Annotated in this window: 15 protein-coding genes, 5 tRNA genes, 1 other RNA gene and 1 pseudogene; 19 read left to right on the forward strand and 3 right to left on the reverse strand. The window is 39.5% G+C overall.

Annotated features, from left to right (window positions below; all coding sequences use genetic code 11):
• Positions 1-23: 23 nt before the first annotated feature.
• The gene (locus BM378_RS14525) at positions 24-2786 is read right to left on the reverse strand and encodes an ATP-binding protein (RefSeq protein WP_074989463.1); all 2763 of its coding nucleotides are present in this window, start codon (positions 2784-2786) and stop codon (positions 24-26) included.
• Positions 2787-3051: 265 nt separating this feature from the next.
• Between BM378_RS14525 and BM378_RS14530 the strand changes: the two genes are divergently transcribed.
• The 9 genes from BM378_RS14530 to BM378_RS14570 all read left to right on the forward strand — a co-directional run bounded on the left by BM378_RS14530 (position 3052) and on the right by BM378_RS14570 (position 8685).
• A tRNA-Phe gene (locus BM378_RS14530) sits at positions 3052-3127 on the forward strand.
• Positions 3128-3201: 74 nt separating this feature from the next.
• Positions 3202-3277: transfer RNA gene (locus tag BM378_RS14535), tRNA-Thr, on the forward strand.
• 35 nt (positions 3278-3312) lie between these two features.
• Positions 3313-3388, forward strand: a tRNA-Phe gene (locus BM378_RS14540).
• A gap of 57 nt (positions 3389-3445) precedes the next feature.
• A tRNA-Thr gene (locus BM378_RS14545) sits at positions 3446-3521 on the forward strand.
• 283 nt (positions 3522-3804) lie between these two features.
• Positions 3805-4410 (forward strand): helix-turn-helix domain-containing protein, encoded by a 606-nt coding sequence (locus BM378_RS14550; protein WP_143104591.1) that lies wholly within the window; start codon positions 3805-3807, stop codon positions 4408-4410.
• The gene (locus BM378_RS14555) at positions 4407-4598 is read left to right on the forward strand and encodes a hypothetical protein (RefSeq protein WP_074989465.1); all 192 of its coding nucleotides are present in this window, start codon (positions 4407-4409) and stop codon (positions 4596-4598) included. Before BM378_RS14550 ends, BM378_RS14555 begins: the two co-directional genes overlap by 4 nt.
• 332 nt (positions 4599-4930) lie before the next feature.
• On the forward strand, positions 4931-6586 hold the full coding sequence (locus tag BM378_RS14560; RefSeq protein WP_074989466.1) for an AAA family ATPase: 1656 nt from the start codon (positions 4931-4933) through the stop codon (positions 6584-6586).
• Complete coding sequence (locus tag BM378_RS14565) at positions 6573-7226, forward strand: HNH endonuclease (protein WP_074989467.1); 654 nt, start codon at positions 6573-6575, stop codon at positions 7224-7226. The genes BM378_RS14560 and BM378_RS14565 overlap by 14 nt, the downstream gene beginning before the upstream one ends.
• 574 nt (positions 7227-7800) lie before the next feature.
• Complete coding sequence (locus BM378_RS14570; protein ID WP_074989468.1) at positions 7801-8685, forward strand: phage integrase N-terminal domain-containing protein; 885 nt, start codon at positions 7801-7803, stop codon at positions 8683-8685.
• Between the two features lie 26 nt (positions 8686-8711).
• Here the strand turns inward: BM378_RS14570 and BM378_RS14575 are convergent, their stop codons facing one another.
• Positions 8712-8912 carry a hypothetical protein gene (locus BM378_RS14575; RefSeq protein WP_058585651.1) on the reverse strand — a complete coding sequence of 67 codons (201 nt, stop codon included), beginning with the start codon at positions 8910-8912 and terminating at the stop codon, positions 8712-8714.
• A gap of 233 nt (positions 8913-9145) precedes the next feature.
• Between BM378_RS14575 and BM378_RS14580 the strand changes: the two genes are divergently transcribed.
• From BM378_RS14580 to BM378_RS14610, 8 genes and pseudogenes are all read left to right on the forward strand, one after another.
• The gene (locus BM378_RS14580) at positions 9146-9841 is read left to right on the forward strand and encodes a hypothetical protein (protein WP_074989469.1); all 696 of its coding nucleotides are present in this window, start codon (positions 9146-9148) and stop codon (positions 9839-9841) included.
• Between the two features lie 175 nt (positions 9842-10016).
• Positions 10017-10229 (forward strand): hypothetical protein, encoded by a 213-nt coding sequence (locus tag BM378_RS14585; RefSeq protein WP_143104593.1) that lies wholly within the window; start codon positions 10017-10019, stop codon positions 10227-10229.
• A 254-nt stretch (positions 10230-10483) separates the two neighbouring features.
• Entirely contained in the window at positions 10484-10714 is a 231-nt protein-coding gene (locus BM378_RS14590) for a DUF4224 domain-containing protein (protein ID WP_074989471.1), read from the forward strand.
• Positions 10715-10718: 4 nt separating this feature from the next.
• A complete protein-coding gene (locus BM378_RS14595; protein WP_074989472.1) occupies positions 10719-11807 on the forward strand; it encodes a tyrosine-type recombinase/integrase in 1089 nt (362 codons plus the stop codon).
• Positions 11808-11955: 148 nt separating this feature from the next.
• Positions 11956-12026 (forward strand) — tRNA-Phe (locus BM378_RS20445).
• Positions 12027-12331: 305 nt separating this feature from the next.
• Positions 12332-13760: pseudogene (locus BM378_RS14600) on the forward strand (efflux transporter outer membrane subunit).
• Entirely contained in the window at positions 13741-15039 is a 1299-nt protein-coding gene (locus BM378_RS14605; RefSeq protein WP_036970425.1) for an efflux RND transporter periplasmic adaptor subunit, read from the forward strand. The pseudogene BM378_RS14600 and the gene BM378_RS14605 overlap by 20 nt, the downstream one beginning before the upstream one ends.
• The gene (locus tag BM378_RS14610) at positions 15039-18119 is read left to right on the forward strand and encodes an efflux RND transporter permease subunit (RefSeq protein ID WP_065978401.1); all 3081 of its coding nucleotides are present in this window, start codon (positions 15039-15041) and stop codon (positions 18117-18119) included. Before BM378_RS14605 ends, BM378_RS14610 begins: the two co-directional genes overlap by 1 nt.
• A gap of 377 nt (positions 18120-18496) precedes the next feature.
• Here BM378_RS14610 and ssrS read toward each other — a convergent pair.
• Positions 18497-18680: non-coding RNA, 6S RNA (gene ssrS / locus BM378_RS14615), on the reverse strand.
• Between the two features lie 194 nt (positions 18681-18874).
• Between ssrS and BM378_RS14620 the strand changes: the two genes are divergently transcribed.
• Together BM378_RS14620 and pepP are read left to right on the forward strand one after the other, a co-directional pair.
• Positions 18875-19438, forward strand: coding sequence for a UPF0149 family protein (locus tag BM378_RS14620; protein WP_036970422.1), 564 nt, complete (start codon positions 18875-18877; stop codon positions 19436-19438).
• A gap of 20 nt (positions 19439-19458) precedes the next feature.
• Positions 19459-20778: a Xaa-Pro aminopeptidase gene (gene pepP / locus BM378_RS14625; protein WP_065978400.1), complete on the forward strand. Its 1320-nt coding sequence runs from the start codon at positions 19459-19461 to the stop codon at positions 20776-20778.
• Positions 20779-20786 lie beyond the last annotated feature (8 nt).

Raw genomic sequence — 20786 nt, forward strand, 5'->3', positions numbered from 1 at the left:
GAAAAGGGCCAAAAGGCCCTTTTTTATTGCTCGGTTTCAGCTTTTTTAATTTGCTCTTTGAGAAACTGCGCTACCTTAGAGTACTCAATTTCAAAACCATCACGCAGCTCAATTAGCTCATCGCTGGTTGGCTCTTCGTTTTTGCAAAAGTGCTCAAATTCAGCGGCAAGCTCGGCGACTTTCATCGCACCAATCGTTTTCGAAATTGATTTTAGCTGGTGGCACGACGAAATAATGCTGTCGATGTCATGTTCAATGACTCCCGCATTAATATTTTTAGTCAATTGATTACTTTGCTCTAAATACATTTTAAAGAAGCGCAGTTTTTTAGCCTCATCGTTATTAATATATTTAGCGAGCATGTTCATATCGATAGGCATAGCTGATTTTTTGGCTTCAACCGATGTGCTTTGTGGATTTCTTTTGTTAGACCACTTTAATAAGGTGGATTCAAGCACATTTAATTCAACAGGCTTAGTGATGTAATCATTCATACCAATGCTCAAGCAACGATCTTTTTCACCTTTAAGCGCATTTGCTGTGATTGCTACTATATACGGTTGTGCATTAATGTCTTCTAGCTGAGAAGCTTCTTCGCGAATACTTTTTACCATGTCGTAACCTGACATTTTTGGCATGTGTAAGTCGGTGAGAATAATCGCATAGTGATTTTTTCGCCACAGCTCTAAACCTTGTTGGCCATTTTCTGCCAACTCGACCCCGTAACCGAGTAAATGAAGTTGGTCAGTTAACACTTGCTGGTTTAAAACATTATCTTCCACTAACAGAATAAGCTTATTTTCCTCGCGCGCTTGTTCAACGCTTAAGTAGTTGTTAAATGTTTTTGCAGAAGTAATTTGCTTTGGCTGATGTAAGCCCGCAGCAACAAGTAGCGACATCATAAAGTTAGACTTACACAGTGGGGCAGCATTTAAATAGAAAATATTTTTATGATTAACGGCTGCTTCATCTAATTTACTGAGAACGATTACTTGTTGGTGGTTATCTTCTAGCGTGTAAAGCAGGCGGCGCAATATATAATTAATGTCCTCCATGCTTTCGATCCCATCGAGAACCCAAATAATATCTTTACTGTCTTGTTCTGCTTCTATTTTTTCGTTGCTGTCGGCAATGACGGCGGTGGCCCCCATAAACGAGAGATAGCGCGTTAATAGTTTTTTACGGCCATCATGATTCGTAACAACCACAACGCGCTGATCTTTAATGACGTGTTTATGTGCAAAATCGACTTTACCTTGCGTGCTAAAAGGAAGTTCTACAATAAATTCACTGCCGATACCCAAGTCACTGGTGACAGAAATAGTGCCCAGCATAAGCTCTGTTAAGCTTTTACAAATGGATAACCCTAGGCCTGTTCCACCGTATTCACGCGTAATTGAGCTTTCGGCTTGTATAAAGGGATTAAATATTTCGCCAAGTTGTGCGCGTGTCATCCCTTTGCCATTATCAGAAACACCAAAGCGTAAGGTGTAGTGATCGGTGGTATTTTGCACCACTTCTACTGATATTTTTACGCAGCCTTTACGGTTATCATCGGTGGTGGTGAACTTAATGGCGTTACTACATAGGTTGTACAGTACTTGGCGTACGCGAACAGTATCTCCAATTAGGTTGGTTGGAATGTCGGGGGCAATGGCAAGCTCAAGGTCAAGATCGCGCTTTCTCGCGACAGAGGACAACACCCGCGCGACCTCTTCAATGGTGTCTGACACTGAAAATGGCGTATTGTCTATATTAAGTTTACCCGCCTCGATTTTAGAAAAATCAAGAATATCATCCAAAATTCCCAATAATGAAAACGCTGAGTCTCTAATAATGGTGCTTAATCTATGTTGCGCTCCATCAAGTTCTGTTTGACGCAGTAAATCAATTGTACCAATCACGCCATTCATGGGAGTGCGAATTTCATGACTCATGGTTGCTAAAAAGGTCGTTTTGGTTTCGTTTGCTTGTTCTGCTTTTAAGGTGGCTTGTTCAAGGGCCAGTGTTCTGCTTTGTACCTCTGCTTCAAGACCGCTTTGTAGTTTTTCTAAGTCTTGCTGAGCGGCTTTGTTTTCGGTAATAACCGACAACACTTTATTAAGTAATTGATTAATGTTTTTAGCGACTTTATCTAAGCCAAAATCGAGCTCTTCTGACACCTGCGTTTGATAATCGGCATTTTGTGTTATTACCATTAATTCGTTGCTGAGTGATTCGCTGTTTTTCATAAAACGCTTATTAATTAATACACTCAAGGCAAATGATAAAATAACTAAAGCTAAAAGCGTTAAACCCGCGAGGGCATACGAGAGCGCGGCTGATTCTATGATTGGTAGCTGCTGTGGATGTTGTTTTACTATAAGCTCACCAACGGGTTGATCATTCAGCTCAAGCACCGTATGAATAATTGTGCCTTGAGCAAGTTGCTGGTCCACTTTACTTGAAGCGATAAGCGCCTCTTTGTTATTAGCGTAGACAAGCGATGCATCGCCATTAATTTCGTATCTATATAAGTAGTAATCAAAATCTTTATTAAGCAATAGGCTTAAATCGAGTACTTCTTTAACTTTATCTTGTCCAGGCATAGTGAGTGCGCTGATAAGTGGTGCAGATAATAACTCTGAAACTTCTATTGCAGTTAAGCGAGGTGGCTCTGTTTGCTTCGGCGCGTTACTGGTTGGGTAAAAGGAGTAAGCAACCACCGCTAATAGGGTGATAACTACGTTTGTTATTATAAAAAGAGGTAATAGGCCTTTTACAGTAGAGGTCGATTTACTCGGCATGGGTCTTATCCAATAATTTTACAGCAAAATTAAGCAGTTCCTTGATGGTAGAACAATCCTACCATCAACGAAGAAAAATTCACCACGTTTTTACCTAAGGAAACCAAATAACAATTAGAGTAAACTATCAGAAAGCGTCAGTTTGATGCTTAAATAACCGTAAAAGTATTAAAAATAGCAATCTTGATGGAAAACTGTTCAAACAGTTATAAAGCTCAAAAAAAAAGTTGACTTGCGAAGGCAAAACCCGTTTAATACGCCGCACGCCCAGATAGCTCAGTCGGTAGAGCAGAGGATTGAAAATCCTCGTGTCGGTGGTTCGATTCCGCCTCTGGGCACCATTATTAAAAATATTGGTGTTTTAAATCAAAAGATTATAACATTAATATAGTGCAGAAGCACACAGCTTTAGTGTGCCGACTTAGCTCAGTTGGTAGAGCAACTGACTTGTAATCAGTAGGTCATCCGTTCAACTCGGATAGTCGGCACCATTTATTAAAAGTCTAGTTAATTAACTAGTTTTTAAGCCCAGATAGCTCAGTCGGTAGAGCAGAGGATTGAAAATCCTCGTGTCGGTGGTTCGATTCCGCCTCTGGGCACCATTATTTGATAATTACTTTTAAAGTGATTATAGTGCGCAACGCACACCGTTTTAGTGTGCCGACTTAGCTCAGTTGGTAGAGCAACTGACTTGTAATCAGTAGGTCATCCGTTCAACTCGGATAGTCGGCACCATTTTTCCTAGCGTCCCGCTAAAATCTAAAATATCGTTTCCTACTAAAATATACTTTCCCTACAAAAATACCTGTATTCGTCGTAACTGACGGAGGCGATTTTGCGAACGCCAGAAAGCAAAAAACCGCGATAAAGAAACTCAGATTAAGTTTGGCGACTTAAGTTTCTAACGCGGCTTTCATAAACAACTCAAAATGTTTATATGGCTATATTAGCTGTAGGGTAATCCTGTGTCTAGTGGTAAGCCAAAAAATTGCTGACTATCGTTCCAGTCGAATTTCAATTGACTAGAAAATTAAAAAATAATTTTTCATCAAGCCTAAATACGGTAAGTGATCATTGCGGCAAAAAGAAACAAGTGTTCTTTGCTTTAGAAGTCCTTGCAGCTACAAAATCAGATACTCAAACATTAATTTTGGGGCATATTGCATATCACCATGCCAAGCATGGTAAATTTAACTCATCAGCATCAGCAATCGCTAAACATTTAAGTTATTCGATAAATGCAGTTAAAAACGGTCTTAAAAAGCTTCTAGAGCCACTCGAAGACGAAAAAGAGCCTTTGTTAATTGAGTCTGCTAATCCTTCGAGCTATAGCCGCACATTGCATTTAAACATGAAACACCCTTTAGGCTATCGTTTATTGCAAAGCTACACGCAGATGCTTAATAAACAACAATCGAGCAACACGCTACGCTTATACTCAGTTCAGCTTCATTTATTTGATTCTAAAAGTCGCTATGACTCTCGCCATCAACATAAAATGCTCATGCTACAGGCCTTGATAACCAGTAAAATTAAAGCTGGTAAAATTGCCACAAGAAATAAACGCGATACATACCAACAAAGCATTTCACAGCTAGCAAACAAGCTAGGTTGGCATATATGACTGTAAAATCGCTGATCGAAACTATGCTAGAAGTTGGCCTGCTGTCTGCGATGAAAGAAAAGCTTAAGCATGTATGTAAATTTGTGTTTAGGTTTAAACAGCCGGTTAAAGTTAAATCTAAGAATACACACAGTGTTCAACTGCCGATTTCAGCCCCTATAGAGCGTTACCGCGATCCTGTAATTTAGATCCAATCAAATTTTTTACTGCCTCGTTTGGTAGGGCGTTAGTGTGCCTGTTATATTTTTTAAAGATAAAGTAAGCCTTTAAAAAGATTATAGCAACAGCTAAAAGCTATTAATTGAGCAGAGTTATTTAGAAATTTTTTTTACATAACTCCTAAGGTTATCACTTTATCTCCTAGGTTTTAAATTAGTGATATTCAATTTCGGGGATTGATAAGTTCGTGCTTAATGTAGCTAATTTAGTAAGATTAGGATTTAAGTTTATGATAGCTTTAAATACTCATAGATAAAAAAGAGTAAAATAAGCGTAACTTCATTTAAAGGGATTGATTTACATGCTTTTAGAAAGTGTGACATTAAAAGGCAGGAAAGTTTTTCTAGCTAAACAAGATAAAGTGACCAAAGGGTCTAATGTTGTAACTGTGATTATGGGCAACAATGGTAGTGGTAAAAGTAATTTATTTCAAAACATTTGCTTTAGCTTTATTAAAAGTAAATATAAAACAGATTTCCACTATGACTTAAATAACTTTTCCAATACACCAAGAGAAGAAGATTTTGAAGAATTAAATTTTATAAATAACAACGGTTCTTACTCAATTTCAAAACAGGTCCAACCTTTTTTTCGTCGGTATCATAATATTCCTAATGAGTGCATTTACTCTGTTATCTCATATTATCCTTTTAAAAAAGTGAAAATAATCAATGAATCAGTTGGAGGGGAGACTGGTGAATTTCTTTCCGACTTGTACCTCAGAGAGTTAAAAGAGCACTCACAGAAAACTATATTTAAAAGAAATTTACAACTTATTGATTCTGTAGATCTTGAATTACCAAGAAAGATTCTTGCTGTTACGGGTAGCCCATATGATAAGTTTCCTTTTTTAGAGCGACGTTCATCTCTAAAGCTACCATTGCCTTATGTGTATTTAGGAACACGATCAGGTGATATGGCAAGTTCAAGGTTTAAGAAGAGTTATTTAAGTAAAAAGTTTGATCAACTTGGAGCGTCATTTATAAAACTTCTTCTCAAACCTAAACATGAATATTTCGACTTTTCACAGGTTTTTGAATACTTAAATATAGATAATGCTTTTACGCTAAACCTTACTTTAGCTGAGCGATTTCGGATTGAAGAGGTAGATAAAAGTAAAATACTTGAGATGGTTAAGAGTATTAAATTCTTTAAAGACAAGGATCATTTTGAACTAGAGCTAGAAAAGAAAAACGAAAATTTAGCTGAGCAGTTAGTAGAAGCTCTCGAATATGTTCTTTCAGGAAAAAAACTCCAGAGTCATTTTTTTGAACCCGTAGAGATTAGTTGTAACATTGATCTTTCAAACAAGGCAAAGAATAAAAAATTTTTAAGCGCTCTCGAACTTTTATCTGAGTTTGACTTGATAGAGCTTAGTGACGTTCAATTTAAAAAACGTAACTCAAATGAAGAGTTTTTGCTTTCCGAGGCAAGTTCTGGTGAATTAAGCTTATTATTCACAATGTCATCAATAGCTGGAGAGATGGAAAACAATTCATTAATATTAATAGATGAACCTGAGCTGAGCTTACATCCAAGGTGGCAATTGGGCTTCTTGGATCTGCTTCAAAATACATTTTCTAACTACAAAGATTGTCACTTTATAATTGCCACACACTCTCCAAATTTAATTTCATCAATTAGTAAACATAATTCATTTATAGTTAATTTAGGCTTAACTGAACCTAGGCTTATGCTATCTGAAGACTACCACAATAGATCGTCAGATTTTCAATTAGCAAAAGTTTTTGAGTCCCCAGGAAATAGTAACGAGTATCTAATAAAATTAGCGATTAACATATTTGCTAAGGTAAAAGTAAACAAAGCTTTTGATGAACAAGATTTTCAAAATTTAGAATTTATGAATTCAATTAGAGAAAGCTTACCTGAAAAGGACTCAGTAATAGAATTAATTGAAATGCTTAATGAGGTGTACCAAAAGTATGGCCGAAATTAAGAATGCAGTTATATTTAATGAATCTCAAAAGCAGTTGATTTTTGATGTTACTAGCGATCCAACTTTTAAACATAGTGATTGGAATAAAGAAGCATTAAGTAAGGATTTGTCTGAATTACGTTCTTTTATTAGGAAGCATTACAGGGAGGAACAAGCTGGGAAGTGTGCTTACTGCAGAAAGGATGTTAGTTTGGTTTCTGCTTTAAATTGCCATGTAGAACATATTGTTCCAAAGTCATTACATGATAAATATATGTTTCTACCTAAAAACCTCTGTGTTGTATGTGCCGATTGTAATCAAATAAAAAAAGATAAAGAAACATTAACATTAAACCAAAAAGGACAGACACGCTCACGATATCCTGCAGTTAGCTCTGGTTTTCATATTGTGCACCCTCATTTTGATAATTATGAAGAGCACATCGATATCAATAGAGAATGCTGGTACATAGATAAAACACTTAAGGGGCATTTTACTATTGGTGTTTGTAAGTTAAATCAACGCTGTGGCGATTATGGAATTGATGAGCCGAATGAAATGGTACAACTGGCAATTGAGTTGGAGTCCGCTATAGCAAATGACAATAGCCTCACAGTGAAATTACTCAAAGATAAAATGAGAAAACTATTAGATATCTAAAGTAAACCGCGTCACTCCCGCGAAGCAATAGGGGAGTGACGCAGTGGGCAAGCCCAGCCGTACCAACAGACTTATTACTTTTGTTGAAGTTATGGGCGGGTTATGTCATTATCAATTTACTTACTTAACGAGGCCATTGGTCATCGTATCTTTAAAACAAAGCTTTCAGCTTTGTCATTTCGAAAAGCTACCAACGTGATGTAGCTATAAGCCAAAAAGTTAACTTTTCTTAATCAATAGTTAGTGCTTTCTAGCAATAGCTTGATTTAATTTTGTGTATACAAAATCCATGAAAAATTACTTTATATGGCGCTAAAAGAGGAGACCTGTTATCACTTAACTAACCAGTGCAAAACACACTTTATTTGCGTTTTATTATGTACGCCCAGTAGGGAAACATTTAAAGCGAGGCTATTTTGGCCATTTTGAACTTTGTGCCTCTATTCGTATTTATACGAAAATTGTACGCTCCAACGTGCAATTGGCATTTAAAACTTACCTTTTGGAAAAATGGGTTCAATTAGTTAGTTAAGTGCATAACAGGTTATTTTAAATCATCACTTACTGGTGGCTTATGAGTAACTTAAAGTACCAACTACAAGGCTTAGTGCTAAGAAATCAAGATGGCAGCTACAGCACACAGGCAGGGCGAAAAAAGGCGTTAGTGCAACTTGCTGCACAGCTTAAAGAAGGTGGATTTCGATTAAAATCGGTTCATTCATTAAAGCCAAAACACGTAAATTATCTGATAGAGCGCTGGCAAGCTGAAAAGCTTTCGCCAGGAACAATTAAAAACCGCGTTGGGCACATTAGATGGTGGGCTGAAAAGGTCGGAAAATCATCGATGCTGCCAAAATCAAATAATAGTGCAAACCAAGCAATATCACTTAACTTAGAAAAGCGCAGTTACATTCCAACTGATTCAAAAGCCAAAGAGCTAGACTTAGCTAAGCTCGAAAAAATAATAGATCACTACGTGCAGTTATCACTAAAGCTTCAGTTAGAGTTTGGGCTTCGTAGAGAAGAAGCTATTAAATTTAAGCCTAATTTTGCCATACGTGGTGAACAACTCGTTTTAAAATCATCGTGGACTAAAGGTGGTCGTCCTAGGACTTTACCAATAAGAACCGACTCTCAGCGTGCCTTATTAAAAGAAATACAGCAAACTGTAGGTGGCGGTGCATTGATTAGGCCTGATAAAAACTACAAGCAGCAATTAAAAAGCTACGAATGGCAAACAAGCCGTGTTGGCCTAGATAAAAATCATGGATTACGCCACATGTATGCCCAAAAACGTTACTTGGAACTAACAGGTAGGCAAGCCCCAATTAGCGGTGGTCTAAAAAGCAAAGAATTAACAGCAGAACAGAAAGTTATTGATAAAGAAGCTAGATTGCAAATATCAAGCGAGCTAGGGCATAGCCGCGAACAGATCACGGTAATTTACTTAGGGCGTTGACTTTTTAAAGGTTAAGTTAAGGGTTATCACTCACCACTCAAATCAGAAATTCTTGTGCCCATTGATGACCCTGTCAAAATTTCAGTGCTGCCATCTGCGTTAGTATATAGTGACTTTGAGCTTGGTTCATAAATATCAAACTCACCTTCGTATGAGTCTTCAGGTAAGGGCTCAGATAAAACATCAATTGCAACTTCCGCAGCTTTTAATAGAAAATTAGTGAACATAGGATCTCCTTGTAAATGGAAAGCTTTTACTAATGTGTACAATAATTTGTAGTCGACATATTGATTTTTCTGTTCGGCTTTAATTCAGATAATTAATCATTTGATTATAGTAATATTCTAGGAAATTTGTAAAAATGTATCTGGTTGAAGAGTGGGCGTTAAGGTAGAGTTTATGAAGTTTTGTTTTAACTCAGTTTCAAAACTCAAATGAAAGGTATTTTTAATAATTAAATATGACAACTGCTATAGTAAAAACTTCGAAGTTCGCTGCAGTTGATTCTTTATGGACTGATATATTCCATAATGCAGTTGAAACGGAAACAAGAAAGTACATTTATTCCAGTAATGACGAGCTTTTTATTTTTTCCGGAGATCATTTCCCTATATTACTTGAGCAAGCACAACTTTTAGGTATTGTAACTGAAGATGAATATTATAGGTTCTATGATCTTCTTGATAAAAATGATGTATTTGGATGTCTTATTATCGAAGCTAGCACAGGACACCACCTAGCAGATGAAGGGTACATTTTTGAATGGAATGCGGGAATTGCACATACTGGATCTGGAGGTAAGTTTGCATCTGATTTCTATTATTATGCTAAGCGTTATAAATATACGAGTATTCACGGTTGCAATATCGAAGGTGCTTTAAGGTATGCATTTTATTGGGATAAATGCTCGGGGGAACCTATTAGAAAAAGAATATGGGGTAGAAGAAGTTTTGACAACACGGAGCCTGTTGGACTAGAATATAGAAAGTTTCTTGAGCAAGAAATAAACAATTTTTTCAGAGGTGCTAAGATGGACAACATTCTAAGATCCGCAATGAGAACAAGCCCTACTCCAAATGGCGCAAAGGTTAGCTTGGAAGAAGCTAAAAATAGGCTGCAAAGAAGAAAAGCCCGACTGTCTAAAAAGAAAACATAAGCCCGTATTAATACGGGTTTTTTGTGTATTGACACCAGACTTCTTTTGCAAAGCTTATCAACCAAAAATTCAGCGTAGTAATTTATGAGAAACTAAATTGTATCATCTATTTAGTATAGATATTACTCCAGTGAAACCTGCCAGACTTCTATTCATCAAACGTGATAGTCATGTTATGAATTATTTAACAAAAGAAAAATATTACTACTCAAAGCAGCATGAGTTCTTTGTTTGCTACCAATCAGAGAATGAAATAACCAATGATAGTGAAATGGAATCATTTATGGCTTCTAGCCTTGAGTTCGGTATTGGACTCAGCAAAGAGGGTGCCCTTGAAGATCTAAACTTCAATCTAGATGGAATTGAGAAAATAAAACTTCAAAGTTAATACCCGCCTTAAAATGTTTGCTATTTTAAAAATGGCAAACTATATTAAAAAAGCTGAAAAATGATGAAATCGTTAGAAATCAGCAGATATATTTAGTGAGGCCGTAGGCCATCATACTTTAAGTCGCCACCTTTACTTGTGTGAGCAAATCAAGAGTTAATCATTACCAGACGGATAATTTACGTTTGGAATTAGAGTTATTTTGATTTTTCGGTTGCTATAAGTGACTGGAAACTTATTAGTGTGAGAAACCTATGAGCTTATTCCTTTCCAAAGAAGAAATTGCTGAACTTACTGGTAGAAAACAACGCCAGAAGCAAGTTGAGCAACTTACCGCAATGCGTATAACCTTCACCTTAGACGCTTTTGGCTGGCCAAAAGTGTTACGTAAATCTATTGAAGCTGAATTAGGCGCAAGCCCAAACCAGCGAAATTCGAATAATAGTTCTATCTTTAAATACACTGAGTTGAATTTAGAGGAATAGAACCATGGGTAGAAAGCGTTCACCTGAAAATCAAAATCTGCCCAGAGGAATGATCTACAACAAAAAAGCTGACACTTATTATTTAAGGGCGGTTGGGCAAAAAGATATTCGGCTGGGTAAAACCGTACATGAGGCCTTTAGAAATTATTATGCTTACGCTGAAATAAACTATGAATGCCGAACTATGTTTGACTTAATAGATAGGTATATGAAAGAAGTTTCACCCACGAAGGCCAAAAATACACACAAAAGTAACATTGCAGCAGCTAAAAACCTTATTAAACGCTTTGGATCGATGAACCCTACTATGGTAAGGGCGCGTCATGCCTATCAGTACTTAGATTTGCGGGCCAGAGAGGGCGCGCCTGTTAGAGCTAACCGTGAATTTGCTTTGTTGAGTACTGTAATGACCCACGCTGTAAAGTGGGGAATACTGGATAGCACTCCTTTTAATCGGATAGTTAGAAATCCTGAGAAGCCGAGAGATCGACTTGTTTCAGATGAAGAGTTAGACGTCTTCTTTAAATATTGTCCACGATGGCTTCAGCTATATATCGAGCTTAAGCTTGCAACAGGTTTAAGACAAGCAGATATGGTCAATCTAAGCAGCAGAGATTGGTGTGAAAAGGAAGGGTTAAAAGTGCACACTTCAAAAAATAAAGTAAGGATTCAATATAATTATTGTGATTATTTAGCAAAGATTGTCGCAGAGCTTAAAGAACTAAATGGTTATAGGCTTGTTGCTAAGAAGCGAGTGCCAATCTTACACTGGTATTTTTTTGCAGCCAGTGCTAACTCTAAGCGTGAAAAACCTTTAACTGACTCAGGTCTCAGAACTGCTTGGAGTAGAGCAATGAGAAAAGCTTTAGCAAGTGGTGAATTGAAACTAGAGCAGCGATTTCAAGAACGAGATCTTAGAGCTAAGGCCGCAAGTGATTGTGATAGTCTTGCTCAAGCGTCTGAATTGTTGGGTCACTCTAACCTTACCACCACAAAAAGGGTGTATAGAAGAGGGTACACTAAAGTTGAAGCTTTAAAGCCTGATGCAGAGAAAGGTATTGATATTAAACAAAGGATTGAAAAAGAGCCTTAAAAAAGGCATCATCAATAAGTTGAATTTGTTTAACCAGTTAGAATTCTATAAGTGTATAAAAACATTAGAATTTTAACTTTATAAAAAAGAATTTATTAACTAGACGAAAATTATAGGAAAATTTTTGTAATTAAGTTTAGTAAAAACAATATTTTAGGTGTGATATAGCGTGGGTTGAAAATCCTCGTGTCGGTGGTTCGATTCCGCCTCTGGGCACCATTATTTAAAAGCCTCGCTATTGCGAGGCTTTTTTGTTTCTGTTGCAAAAAATAGTAACAAGTAATGGTCATAGGCTTTAAGTGTTAAACCGGTCGCTCCTAATACAGTTTCACTCATGGTTGCTTTTTCTCCTCAAATTGCTCCCAGCTTACGTTTGAACGTTGTAACTCTAATCTCATCGCTAAATACCTGCCGTTTATCGTACTACAACGTCAACGAGTGTAATTTTATGTAAAGTCAGTTGAGCAAAACTTAATGCAATGCTTGAATTACACTCATAAATAGTTATTTTTCAGGTTTTTATGATGAATTGGCAATGTAGGCCAAGTTTAGTTGCCTTAAGTGTGGTTTTGCTAAGTGCATGCGCAAGCCAGCCAACGAATAGTGAACGAGTACCAGAACTTGAAGCTATACCAAACGCTTGGCAACAACTAGACAGTGCTTCAAAAGTATTAGCTGTGAAGGGTAATTGGTTACAGCAGTTACAAGATCCACAGGTGCTGAGCTTAGTTGAACAGGCTTTAGCGAATAATCAGGGGATTTTACAAGCGGGTTATGATGTTGCAATTAAAGAGCAACAACTCGTTGCTGCGGGTGCGGCTTTGTGGCCAAGCTTAGACTTATCAACACGAACTAGCCGCAGTAAAGATAACCGACCGGTAAATTATAATAATGCAAGTTCAGCATCACTTGAGCTCGGATACGAAGTTGATCTATGGGGTAAGTTGTCGGCGTCAGAGCGCCAAGCTAACTTAGAATACTTAGCAGAAAAAGCGTCGTTTGAGCAAGCTAAGCAGCAGTTAGTTGCTGATGTTGTTTCGGGTTGGTTTAATGTGATCAGCAATCATAAATTGCTCGAACTTTATAAGCAGCGCGAACAAAATGCAGAACAAAACTTATCAATCATTGAATCTGGTTACCGCCAAGGTCTAAACGAAGCACTGGATGTTTACCTTGCTCGCAATGAGCTAAATACAGAGCGTTCAAACATTGCAGAGCAGCAAGCTACGTTAACAAAATCAATTCGTGATTTAGAGCGTTTAACAGGGCAATACCCCAGAGGAGCGCTTACGGTTAGCGCAGACTTACCTTTACTTGATAATGCCATACCGCTTGGTTTGCCGTCTGAGCTTATTACCCGTAAACCTGATTTAATGGCCAGTTGGTATCAATTACTCAGCACCGATGCCGGTCTTGCATATGCGCACAAACAACGTTTTCCAAGCTTGAACTTATCAGCCTCAATCAGTGATAGCACTGATCGAATGAGTGATTTATTTTCGCCTTCAAGCCTTGCCTGGTCTTTACTTGGCAGCATTTCGATGCCGTTATTTGAAGGCGGACGTTTAAAAGCGAACGAAGAGCAAGCTAGGCTCAATGTTAAACGCCAAGAACAAGTTTACTTAGCGACTCTTTATGATGCATTTAACGATGTTGAAACAGCAATAAGCCAAGAGCAAGCGCTAAAAGTGCGTTACGAAAAAACACTTGAAGCACAAAAAAATGCCATCGCGGCAGAGCAACTTGCTTTTGAGCAATATCAAAGTGGTTTGGTAACGTACACCACGGTTCTGGATGCACAAGACCGCTCTTTTAACGCACAAAGTTCAGTTATTCAAATTAAAAACCAACTTATCATCAACAGAATCAACTTACATATTGCCCTCGGGGGTGATTTTAGTGAAGCAAACACCGAAGTAGCAGAGCAATAATCATGAAAAGCAAAACTCGTAAAATATTAATTCCACTCGTAGTGATAATCGTGACGGTACTTTTAGTGATGTTTATAAAAGGGAATCCGCCGCAAGCTAATCGCTTTTCATCACCTCCTAAAGCAAAAGTGAATGTTGCTGTTGAGAGCCTCACACCGCAAAGCTTTCAAATTATGATCGACAGTTTTGGTACAGTGAAACCGCGCACACAGAGTAAGTTGGTTGCGCAGGCCTCAGGACAAATCATTAAAATAAGTGAGCAATTCCGTGAAGGGGGCTTTTTTGAAAAAGGCGATGTACTTGTACAGCTTGATGATAGAGATCACCGCGCTGAAGTTAAATCAGCGCAAGCCGCACTATTAACCGCTGAACAAAGTTTACTTGAAGAGCAAGCGCGTGGCCGACAAGCAATGACTGATTGGCAGCGCTTAGGTAAAGGCGAAGAAGCGAGTAGCTTAGTACTTCGCAAACCTCAACTGGCAGCCGCAGAGGCGAGTGTATTATCGGCACAAGCCAACCTTGAAAAAGCAAAACTTGATTTAGAGCGAACTAAAATAACCGCGCCTTATGCAGGACGAGTGTTAAGCCGTAGTGTTGATTTAGGCCAAGTTGTTAGCAATAACATGGAAATAGCCATTATTTATGCTGTAGACAGTGTTGAAATTAGGCTACCTATTAAAAATAAAGACTTACCGTTTATTAATTTGCCGGAGCAATTCCGCGATGGTGCTAAAAATAGTGCGGGTTCACTTGTTGAGTTCAGCTCAAACCTAGTAGGCAAACAGCATTGGCAAGGCCAAGTGATTCGTACCGAAGGTGCGATTGATGAAAGTGCTCAGCAACTTTATGTTGTGGCTCAAATTCACGACCCGTATAAAGCCACAAGCGATAACCAGTACCCCATTAAAATTGGTCAATATATTAAAGCGCAGATTAAAGGTAAAACCGTTGAGAATGCTTTAGTTATTCCAAACAGTGCAATTTACCAAGGCAGCTATGTGTACACCGAGGAAAAAGGGGTTTTACGTCGAAAAGACATTACGCTGGCTTGGCAAAATGCAACTCAGGCAATCGTGGCTGATGGTTTATCGGCTGGAGATAATTTAGTGCTTACACCACTTGGGCAAGTAAGTTCAGGTACGCAAGTAACGGTAATGGGCAGCGAAGCTTATCAAGCTACGCGCGCCGATACACCGCGACTAAGCCGCGAAGAGCTTGAAAAAAAAGCAAAAGAGCAAGGCATTACGGTTGAAAAATTGATTGAGCAACGCCGCGCCGCTCGTGAGCAAGGAGCGCAATAATGATAGCTTGGTTCACAAAAAATCATGTTGCAGCTAACTTATTGCTGATCAGCATTTTATTAGCGGGGTTATTTAGCGTTTCAACGCAAATACCGCTTGAGGTGTTCCCATCATTTGAATCTGATCGCATCAGCGTCAGCGTCTCATTACGTGGCTCTACACCTGAAGACGTCGAAAAAGGGGTCACGATCCGAATCGAAGAAGCGGTGCAAGATTTAGAAGGTGTAAAACGCATAACGAGTCGCTCAGCTGAAGGCTCGGCTTCTGTCACAATTGAAGTCGAAACAGGTTATGACCCGCGAGAGTTATTAGCGGATATAAAAAGCCGAGTCGATGCGATTAATACCTTTCCGGTTGATGCTGAAAAGCCAATAGTGTCGCTCGCTGAATGGAAACGTGAAGTAATAGCGGTCACTGTTTCAAGTATTTATGGTGAAAAAGAAACCTTAGAATATGCAGAAACAGTGCGCGATGAATTGTTGCGCCTACCTAGCGTGACTCAGGTTGAGCTAAGTGGGGTGCGCAATTATGAAATTGCTATTGAGGTAAGCAAAGATACCTTGCGTCAATACGATTTAAGTTTGTCGGATATCTCTTCTGCTATTCGTAATTCAAGTACCGATGTCTCAGCAGGTAACTTAAAAACAGAAGGGGGCGATGTGCTTATTCGCTCTAAAGGGCAGGCATATCGTAAAGATGAGTTTTCAAAGATTGTAATTAAGCATCAAGCAGATGGCACGATCATTCGCTTGGGAGACATTGCTAGCATTAAAGACGATTTTGAAGAAACCCCGGTACGCACGCGTTTTAATGGTAAACAAGCCGCCTTTATTGATGTTTATCGTATTGGCCCACAAAGTGCGATTGAAGTCGCTGATGCCGTGAAAAACTTTATTGTCGCACAGCAAGATAACCTGCCTGAAGGCTTCGAATTAAGCTACTGGGATGATGACTCAGAAGTGGTAAAAAGTCGTATTGCAACCCTCACCAGTAATGCGATTCAAGGTGGCATTCTGGTGCTTGCTTTGCTGACACTGTTTTTACGTCCCGCTATCGCATTTTGGGTGTTTATTGGTATACCGGTATCGTTTATGGGGGCATTTTTAGTGATGCCACTATTTGGTATCACATTAAATGTTATTAGTTTATTTGGCTTTATTTTAGTGCTGGGTATTGTTGTGGATGATGCGATTGTCACCGGCGAGAATGTCTATACCCACTTAAAAACAGCCGAAACAGGCGAGCAGGCTGCAATTCGTGGTACACAAGAAGTAGCGACCCCAGTGACATTTGGGGTGTTGACTACGGTGGCAGCATTTTTACCGCTTGCCTTTATTGAAGGTGCGCGTGGTGCTATTTTCGCGCAAATCCCCGTGGTGGTTATTCCTGTATTACTGTTCTCGTTAATTGAGTCTAAGTTTGTATTACCGGCACATTTAAAGTATTTAAAGCTGCGCCACGAAAAGGGTGAGCCTACTAAGCTGGAGCGCTTACAACAGCGTTTTGCCGATGGCTTTGAGCATGCCATTATGAAATATTACCAACCGCTGCTTAATCACGCTCTTAAGAATAAACTGGCAACAGTCAGCTTGTTTGTGGGTATTTTCGTTATTATTTTAACGTTAATTACCAGTGGCTGGACAAAGTTTGTGTTCTTCCCGCGCATTCCAAGTGAAACAGTGAGGGCATCAGTAACATTTCCTGCGGGTACACCGTTTGAAGTCACTAATAAATACGTGATTAAAATGTCTGATAAAGCAAAAGAGCTGCAAGATAAGTACCGTGACGAAGACGGTCAAAGTGTTATTTTAAACATTTTGGCTACTACAGGTGGCCGTGGTGGCGCGTCTAATTCGGGGAGTGTTCGGTTTGAAATTATGCCAGCAGAAAAACGCGAATCAGACATTGGCTCTCGAGAACTTGCGAGTGAATGGCGCGATTTAATTGGTATTATCCCCGGTGCGGAAAGCGTAACCTTTCGTGCTGAATTTGGTCGAACATCGAGCCCTATCGACGTACAGCTAACAGGCAATTCAATATCGACACTTGAGCAAGTTGCAGAAAAAGTAAAGCAACGTTTGGCAACATACCCAACAGTGTACGAAATTGCCGACAGCATGTCCGATGGTAAAGAAGAGCTGCAAATTGAGCTAACAGAGCAAGGTTTAGCGCTTGGTTTGAATCGCGTTGATGTGTCGCAGCAAATACGTAACTCGTTTTTTGGTGCGCAAGTACAGCGCATTCAGCGTGGTCGTGACGATGTACGTGTTATGGTGCGCTTACCCATTGATGAGCGTCGTTCAGTAGCCGATTTAAAAGATATTCTTATAAATACACCTAGCGGTGGTACGGTGCCATTGTCGCATGTTGCCACTTTAGTGCCGGGACAAAGCCCGTCATCAATTTACCGTATTGACCGATACCGTACGCTTAATGTGACTGCCGATGTTGAAAAGTCAAACACCAACATGACAGTGCTGCAGGCAGACCTAAAATCGTACCTTGATGAACTAATGCAGCAATTCCCAGGTGCAGACTATTCGCTTGAAGGTGAAGCTAAAGAGCAGCGCGAGTCATTTGGGTCGCTTGCTTGGGGGCTGGTGTTTGTGTTTTTCATTATTTATGCGCTGTTGGCAATACCGTTTAAATCGTATATGCAGCCATTGATTGTCATGAGTGTTATCCCCTTTGGCATGATAGGTGCGGTAATGGGGCATTGGATCATGGGGATGGAGCTTACCATTATGAGCTTGCTCGGTATGCTGGCCTTGATTGGCGTGGTTGTGAATGACTCACTGGTGCTGGTTGATTTTATCAATAAAAAGCGCGAGGAGGGCGGTGACCTTCTCGAAACAGTTAAAATGGCGGGAGCATCGCGTTTTCGCCCAGTAATGCTTACCAGTTTAACCACTTTTATTGGTTTAATGCCGTTGTTATTTGAAAAAGCCACACAAGCACAATTCTTAATTCCGATGGCGGTAAGCCTTGGGTTTGGGATTATTTTTGCAACCCTTATCACCTTATTACTTGTTCCGGTTAATTACTTATTGATGGAACGTTTTCAGGGGTGGTTTAAATAGGCTTGAGACTAGGTACTCGTTATTAGATTCTAAATACAAGTACTCAGTGCTATAACGCGGGGTAAACCTGCTGCTACAGGTAAAAAGGTGGCGGCGGGTTTATTCCGCGTTTTTATTCGTAGGTAGATTCGAGCGTAGCCAAATCAAGTAAGTTAGCAAATTCTAAAGATTAAAGATAAACCGAAGAAGACCTTTAAACGCCAAAAAATTAAATGCCAAATGGTCTAGGTGAGAATTTATTCTGCGTGCAAAAAATACAGTTTAGAAAAATATAAAATGAAAGTATTGATAGCTCGTAGCTCGTAGCTCGTAGCTCGTAGCTCGTAGCTCGTAGCTCGTAGCTCGTAGCTCGTAGCTCGTAGCATGAAGTAATGAAGGTGTTCCCCAAGTATGCGGTGCCCGGTGTCAGTCCTGAAACCTTGAGGTTTCAGGGCGGGAATCTGCGGTCTACCGTAGGCTTCTCGGTACATGCCGAGCTTGCACAATAGTAAACGAACAGAAACCCTAACATAAAATTTATCGGCTCAGGGACTTAACCAAGCTCCAACACCCTAGGGAACATATTCAGTATATAAGACAAGTTTCAATCATTAAACCATAGAAACCAAAAAAGCGGATCGTTCGGGTAGTTTTTCCCCACCTTTAACGAGGCATTTACTTTTCAGATTGCTTTTTGACCTCAATCATACAATTAATTGGAGTTGCGATTTATCGAGTGGTAGCATGACGTTACTGAGACGAACAAAGAAAAAGTTATGAGCACGTTACCTGATTACCAGCAAGCGCAATTGCTATTAGAAAAAAATGAAATTTTTGTCGCACCCGCCGAAGCCCATGGCGTAATAAGTGGCTTACTTGCTTGTGGCATTAATATTGAAGCCGACGAGTATTTAGGCTTATTAAGCGATGTTTTCAATGATGGTTTAGCATTCAATACCGATCTAAAAGCGTTTTTTGCCACTATATATACACAGGTTGTGGCGAGTTTTGGTGACGATGAATTTCAGTTCGATTTATTCTTGCCAAGTGATGACGAGACCCTAGTTGACGTAGCAAACGGCCTAGTGTCTTGGGTATCGGGTTTTATGCTTGGTTTCGGTTTAAAGCAAAAAGACTATGGCAAATTGTCTGCGGACGTAAAAGAAGTTATTAGCGATTTTAGCGAAATTACTCGCTTGGATACTTTATTCGAAGAAACCGAAGAAGACAGCCAAGCACTACACGAAGTGATCGAGTACGTGCGCGTTTCTGCCTTATTATGTTTTGCTGAACTCGGTAAAGAGCAAACAGATAAAAGCACTAAAAAGACCCTTCACTAATTAAATTACAGAGGTTTAGCATGTTGTCTATTGCTATCGATAAAGCTGAATTTAAAGCCCGTCGCGAGCGTTTACTAGCGATGATGGACAAAAATAGCATCGCGATTATTCCTGCGGCTGCTGAAGTTACACGCAGTCGTGATACCGAATACGCATTTCGCCAAGACAGTGACTTTTTCTACTTAACGGGTTTTAACGAACCCGATGCAGTGTTAGTGCTTTGCCCATCAAGTGACACGCCAAGTACGCTTATTTGTCGCAATAAAGATAAATTAGCTGAAATTTGGCATGGTCGTCGAATTGGCTTCGAAAAAGCGAAATCTGAGTACTTATTCGACGCAACCTGTCCACTTAGTGAACTAGATGAACAATTATTAGATTTGGTGAACGGCCAGCAGATTTTATTTTATGCACAAGGCACTTACCCACATTTCGATACGAAAATTTGGGACTTATTAAGCACGCTTCGTGGCGCACCAAAAAAAGGTTACAAAGCGCCTCACACCATTAAAGATATTCGTGGCCTAGTACACGAAATGCGTTTATTTAAATCTGACGCTGAACTAAACATTATGCGCACTGCTTGTGAAATTAGTGCGCAAGGCCATATTCGTGCGATGCAATTTGCAAAACCAGGCGCAACTGAATATCAGCTAGAAGCAGAACTGCACCATCACTACGCAATGAATGGTGCTCGCCACCCAGCATATGGCACCATTGTTGGCAGTGGTGATAACGCCAATATACTGCATTACACACAAAACGACGCCGAACTAAAAGAGGGCGACCTAGTACTGATTGATTCAGGGTGTGAGCTTGAGGGTTATGCAGCAGACATTACTCGAACATTCCCTGTGAATGGCAAGTTTAGTGAGCCACAAGCCGCGCTTTATAATATTGTACTTGCGGCGCAAGAGGCTGCATTTAGCCAAGTGAAACCCGGTGGTAGTTTATCTAAAGCCAATGAACTGGCTTCAACGGTATTAACGCAAGGCTTAATTGACTTGGGTATTTTAACGGGTGAGCTTGATGAGCTAATGGCAAACCAAGCCTGTAAAGCGTTTTATATGCATGGCCTTGGCCATTGGTTAGGCCTTGATGTGCATGATGTAGGCGAATACAAGCTTGACGAAAAAGAGCGCGTATTTGAGCCAGGAATGGTCTTAACTATCGAACCCGGTTTATACATCAGCGAAGATGCCAAAGCACCTGCGCAATACAAAGGTATTGGTATTCGTATAGAAGATAACTTACTTGTCACAAAAGAGGGTCATGAAAACCTGACACTCTCAGTACCTAAAACTATCAGTGACATCGAAGCAGTGATGCAAGGCAAATAAAGGCTAGG

This window comes from Pseudoalteromonas lipolytica, from assembly GCF_900116435.1.
GTDB lineage: Bacteria > Pseudomonadota > Gammaproteobacteria > Enterobacterales > Alteromonadaceae > Pseudoalteromonas > Pseudoalteromonas lipolytica.

Excerpts from the sequence above, each read along its gene's own strand:
- BM378_RS14525 (WP_074989463.1), bottom strand. The coding sequence starts at position 2,786 with ATGCCGAGTAAATCGACCTCTACTGTAAAAGGCCTATTACCTCTTTTT.
- BM378_RS14555 (WP_074989465.1), top strand. The coding sequence starts at position 4,407 with ATGACTGTAAAATCGCTGATCGAAACTATGCTAGAAGTTGGCCTGCTG.
- BM378_RS14560 (WP_074989466.1), top strand. The coding sequence starts at position 4,931 with ATGCTTTTAGAAAGTGTGACATTAAAAGGCAGGAAAGTTTTTCTAGCT.
- BM378_RS14565 (WP_074989467.1), top strand. The coding sequence starts at position 6,573 with ATGGCCGAAATTAAGAATGCAGTTATATTTAATGAATCTCAAAAGCAG.
- BM378_RS14570 (WP_074989468.1), top strand. The coding sequence starts at position 7,801 with ATGAGTAACTTAAAGTACCAACTACAAGGCTTAGTGCTAAGAAATCAA.
- BM378_RS14575 (WP_058585651.1), bottom strand. The coding sequence starts at position 8,912 with ATGTTCACTAATTTTCTATTAAAAGCTGCGGAAGTTGCAATTGATGTT.
- BM378_RS14580 (WP_074989469.1), top strand. The coding sequence starts at position 9,146 with ATGACAACTGCTATAGTAAAAACTTCGAAGTTCGCTGCAGTTGATTCT.
- BM378_RS14585 (WP_143104593.1), top strand. The coding sequence starts at position 10,017 with ATGAATTATTTAACAAAAGAAAAATATTACTACTCAAAGCAGCATGAG.
- BM378_RS14590 (WP_074989471.1), top strand. The coding sequence starts at position 10,484 with ATGAGCTTATTCCTTTCCAAAGAAGAAATTGCTGAACTTACTGGTAGA.
- BM378_RS14595 (WP_074989472.1), top strand. The coding sequence starts at position 10,719 with ATGGGTAGAAAGCGTTCACCTGAAAATCAAAATCTGCCCAGAGGAATG.
- BM378_RS14605 (WP_036970425.1), top strand. The coding sequence starts at position 13,741 with ATGAAAAGCAAAACTCGTAAAATATTAATTCCACTCGTAGTGATAATC.
- BM378_RS14610 (WP_065978401.1), top strand. The coding sequence starts at position 15,039 with ATGATAGCTTGGTTCACAAAAAATCATGTTGCAGCTAACTTATTGCTG.
- BM378_RS14620 (WP_036970422.1), top strand. The coding sequence starts at position 18,875 with ATGAGCACGTTACCTGATTACCAGCAAGCGCAATTGCTATTAGAAAAA.
- pepP (WP_065978400.1), top strand. The coding sequence starts at position 19,459 with ATGTTGTCTATTGCTATCGATAAAGCTGAATTTAAAGCCCGTCGCGAG.